Here is a 4007-nt window from a genome sequence, read left to right on the forward strand (position 1 = left end):
ACGTCAGGGTGGAACGAGATCCTCATCCGGCCGCGAACGCGTCCGCGTCGACACCGAGCTCATCGAGCATCTCCGCCAGAGGAACCGCGCGAAACGAGTTGGCCCGTAGTTCACGCAGCCGCAGCGCGTCGACGACATCAGCGTGCTCATGCAACCGCTCGTAGTCGGCCAAGCTGATGATCACCGCGACCTCGGTACCACTGTCGGTGACGATGGCTTCTTCGGCTGTCGAGGCGACCGTGCGTACAACCGCTCCCAGGCTTCCACGAAGGTCCCGCAAACCATGAGTACTCATGTGTGCACATGTTACACTATGCTCCCGAATACGGCAGCGGCTTGGACTGATGGGTCAGGGCGTTGCCGAGCGCTGATGCCACTGACGCCGGGGTACGGCGAAACTCTGCTTCCAGAAGACGAACTAGTCGCGTTACTCCCACACGTCATCGAGGTGCTCGACAAACCCATCCGCAAGGCCGACGTCTATGCCCTCGAACAGGCGGTGCAGGAGCAGGTGTCAGAGGAGCTGTTGACGGCGGCTTTCGCCGGTTCGTTGCAGCTCCCTGATCTGCTCAGCGACTACTACTTCGGCGCACCCCGGCAGCAGGGAACCGCCCACGCGGTGTTCAAGACGCCCTGGCAGGGCGACCCACGGGTCAACCTCCAGAGCGACCACGGGAAGGCCAAGGCATACCAGGTACGCCAAGTCATCTCAGCAATCGACAGGCTCAACGGCATCGAGGAAGGAGATCGATGATGGGGCACTACACCTACCGGGCGGAGTGGTCCGCCGAGGACAGTGAGTACGTCGGGCTGTGCGCCGAGTTTCCGTCACTGTCCTGGCTCGAACCGTCTGCACACGAGGCCATCGCCGGTATCGAAAAGCTGGTCGGCGAAGTGGTCGAGGACATGGCCGCCAACGGCGAGGCCATCCCGGAGCCGCTGAGCGAACGTCGCTACAACGGCAAGGTGTTCATCCGCACCACACCGGACCTACATCGACGGCTCACCATCGAAGCCGCCGAACAGGGCGTGTCGGTGAACCAGTGGGTGGTGCAACGACTGTCGTCGCGTCAGCCTGCCTGACCGCCTCAGTCTCACCGCGCTGCGGCCGGGCGGATACGACACCAGAGATTCAGGTTTCTCCACGATCGCGGTCTCGGTGGTGTCGGATTTCAAGCCGCGCACCGGGTTCCTCGTTGGCGTTGCCCGCCCACAGTAAGTGTCTTACACTTTTGGGGTGCAGTTCGAGTGCATGCCCCATGCTTGGCAGCACAGCATTGATGAACACGAGATACGGGCCGTCATCGAGTACCCGTTACTGCGATATGCCATCACGACGAAGCGGTTTCCCGATGCAAATACCTACATGTTCGTCGGCAACGTCGCCGACGACGGTCCCTGGATTGAAGTGGCCGCTGAAGGTGGAGGCGGTCAAACGTGGGTGGTGTTCCACGCGATGATGCTCACCCCGAAGGAAGCTTCGCAGATCTACACCTACTCCCGCGGCACGGTGGACCTACGGGCCGACTGCGTCGGACAGCGGGAGTTCATCGGACCCCACTATGGAAAGGAGAACTGACATGGCCAAGCGTACCGGCGACGATTACGCCAAGATGAGTTCCGACGTGGAGTCGGGCAACTACACCATCCGTGGGCCCATCGAGGCGGGAACCACCCTCCGCATGGGGCGCCCAGCCGGAGACAGCCGCCGCGGCGCCAGCCCCACCCGGACGGTCCGACTCGCCGCAGACCTGGACAACAGGCTCGTCGAGTACGCAGAACACGCCCACGTCAGCCCGAGCGAGGTCATGCGCCGTGCGCTAGACGACTACCTTCGCCGGCTGGGCGCGTAGCAGGCGTACAACAGCACCCCAGGCCCAGCAGGGCCCGGGGTGCCCCGCTGTTCGGCATCAATGTGCGTGGCCGTGGTGCCCGTGGGCTTCGGCTTCCTCCTCTTCAGGTTTCTCGACGATCGCGGTCTCGGTGGTGAGCACCATCCGGGCCACCGACGCGGCGTTGAGCACCGCCGAGCGGGTCACCTTGACCGGGTCCACGACACCGTCGGCGGCCAGGTCGCCGTAAGCCAGCGTCGCCGCGTTGAACCCCTGCCCGGCGGGCATCTCGGCCACCTTGCTGGTGACCACCGCACCGTCCGCCCCGGCGTTGGCCGCGATCCAGTGCAGCGGCGAGCTCAGCGCGGTGGAGAAGACGTCCACCCCGGTCGCCTCGTCGCCGCTGAGCGTGGGCCGCAGCTTGGTCAGCGCCGACCGGGCGTGCAGCAGCGCGCTGCCACCCCCGGGGACGATGCCCTCCTCGACCGCGGCCTTGGCGGCGTGCACGGCGTCCTCGACGCGCTGCTTGCGCTCCTTGAGCGCGGTCTCGGTGGCCGCGCCCACCTTGATGACGGCCACCCCGCCGGCCAGCTTGGCCAGCCGCTCCTCGAGCTTCTCCCGATCCCAGTCGGAGTCGGTGGCCTCGATCTCGGCGCGCAGCTGCTTGACCCGGGCCGCGATCGCCGCCTTGGTGCCGCCGCCGTCGACAATGACGGTGTCGTCCTTGGTGGCCACCACCCGGCGTGCCGAGCCCAGCACCTCCACCCCGACCTCGCGCAGCAGCAGTCCCACGTCGGGGTTGACCACCTGGCCGCCGGTGACGACGGCGAGGTCCTCCAGGAACGCCTTGCGCCGGTCGCCGAAGAACGGCGCCTTGACCGCGACGGCCTTGAGCGTCTTGCGGATCGCGTTGACCACCAGCGTCGACAGCGCCTCGCCCTCGACGTCCTCGGCGACGATCAGCAGCGGCTTGCCCGCCTCGACCACCTTCTCCAGCAGCGGCAGCAGATCCGGCAGCGAGCTGATCTTCTCACGGTGCAGCAGAATCAGCGCGTCCTCCAGCACGGCCTCCTGCAGGTCGAAGTCGGTGACGAAGTACGCCGACAGGAATCCCTTGTCGAAGCCGACCCCGTCGGTGATCTCCAGTTCGGTGGAGAGCGTCGAGGACTCCTCCACGCTGACCACACCGTCGCTGCCGACCTTGGTCATCGCCTCGCCGACCAGCTTGCCGATCTCCTCGTCGCGCGAGGACACCGTCGCCACCTGGGCGATCGACTTCTTGCCGGAGACCGAAGTGGCGGCGGCCAGCAGCGCCTCCGACACCGCGTCAGCCGCCTTGGAGATGCCCTGGCCCAATTCGATCGGGTTGGCCCCGGCCGCAACGTTGCGTAGCCCGCCCTTGATCAGCGCCTGAGCCAGCACGGTCGCGGTGGTGGTGCCGTCGCCGGCCACGTCGTTGGTCTTGGTGGCCACCGACTTCACCAGCTGCGCACCCAGGTTTTCGAACGGGTCCTCCAGGTCGATCTCCCGAGCCACCGTGACGCCGTCGATGGTCACCGTCGGGCCGCCGAACGCCTTGGCCAGCACCACCGTGCGGCCGCGCGGACCCAGCGTCACCCGGACCGCGTCGGCGAGTTTGTCGGCCCCGGCTTCCATGGCGCGGCGCGCGGCCTCGTCGAACTCAATCTGCTTGCTCATAAGCTCTTTCCTGACTCCGCCCGACGACGATGCAGGCCGGTCAACGGCCTGCCGAGAAGCCGGGCAATTGGCTTCTGCGCATGCCGCCCCGGAAATCGCCCGCGGTCACGGGGATCTCCGGGGCGGAACGCGATGGTTACTTCGGCCGCCTACTTGTCGACGATGGCCAGCACGTCGCGGGCGGACAGGATCAGGTACTCCTCGCCGTTGTACTTGATCTCGGTGCCGCCGTACTTGCTGTAGATGACGACGTCGCCCTTGGACACGTCCAGCGGGAGCCGCTTCTTTCCCTCGTCGTCCCAGCGACCGGGGCCGACGGCGATGACGGTGCCCTCCTGCGGCTTCTCCTTGGCGGTGTCGGGAATGACCAGACCGGACGCGGTCGTGGTCTCGGCCTCGTTGGCCTGGACGAGGATCTTGTCCTCGAGTGGCTTGATTTTCACGCTCGCCACGATTGGAGCCCTCCACTTGATCAGG

Annotated in this window: 7 protein-coding genes; 4 read left to right on the top strand and 3 right to left on the bottom strand. The window is 66.3% G+C overall.

All coding sequences use genetic code 11. The features are described 5' to 3' along the window. Nucleotides 1-22 precede the first annotated feature (22 nt). Complete coding sequence (locus tag AC2VOP_RS01595) at nucleotides 23-295, bottom strand: type II toxin-antitoxin system Phd/YefM family antitoxin (protein WP_486959341.1); 273 nt, start codon at nucleotides 293-295, stop codon at nucleotides 23-25. 75 nt (nucleotides 296-370) lie between these two features. Here AC2VOP_RS01595 and AC2VOP_RS01600 point away from each other — a divergent pair, with 75 nt between their 5' ends. From AC2VOP_RS01600 to AC2VOP_RS01615, 4 genes are all read left to right on the top strand, one after another. Further along, entirely contained in the window at nucleotides 371-754 is a 384-nt protein-coding gene (locus tag AC2VOP_RS01600) for a hypothetical protein (protein ID WP_486959342.1), read from the top strand. Beyond that, nucleotides 751-1083 carry a type II toxin-antitoxin system HicB family antitoxin gene (locus tag AC2VOP_RS01605; protein ID WP_486959343.1) on the top strand — a complete coding sequence of 111 codons (333 nt, stop codon included), beginning with the start codon at nucleotides 751-753 and terminating at the stop codon, nucleotides 1081-1083. Before AC2VOP_RS01600 ends, AC2VOP_RS01605 begins: the two co-directional genes overlap by 4 nt. A gap of 154 nt (nucleotides 1084-1237) precedes the next feature. Then, nucleotides 1238-1579 (top strand): hypothetical protein, encoded by a 342-nt coding sequence (locus tag AC2VOP_RS01610; protein WP_486959344.1) that lies wholly within the window; start codon nucleotides 1238-1240, stop codon nucleotides 1577-1579. A 1-nt stretch (nucleotide 1580) separates the two neighbouring features. Further along, nucleotides 1581-1853, top strand: a complete 273-nt coding sequence (locus AC2VOP_RS01615) for a hypothetical protein (protein WP_486959345.1) — start codon at nucleotides 1581-1583, stop codon at nucleotides 1851-1853. 57 nt (nucleotides 1854-1910) lie between these two features. On the opposite strand, the gene groL is transcribed toward AC2VOP_RS01615, so the two are convergent. Together groL and groES are read right to left on the bottom strand one after the other, a co-directional pair. Beyond that, nucleotides 1911-3530 carry a chaperonin GroEL gene (gene groL / locus AC2VOP_RS01620; RefSeq protein WP_486959346.1) on the bottom strand — a complete coding sequence of 540 codons (1620 nt, stop codon included), beginning with the start codon at nucleotides 3528-3530 and terminating at the stop codon, nucleotides 1911-1913. Between the two features lie 149 nt (nucleotides 3531-3679). Further along, nucleotides 3680-3982 carry a co-chaperone GroES gene (gene groES / locus AC2VOP_RS01625; RefSeq protein WP_486959347.1) on the bottom strand — a complete coding sequence of 101 codons (303 nt, stop codon included), beginning with the start codon at nucleotides 3980-3982 and terminating at the stop codon, nucleotides 3680-3682. Nucleotides 3983-4007 lie beyond the last annotated feature (25 nt).

The sequence above is a fragment of the Mycobacterium sp. TH-M106 genome (genome assembly GCF_057473765.1).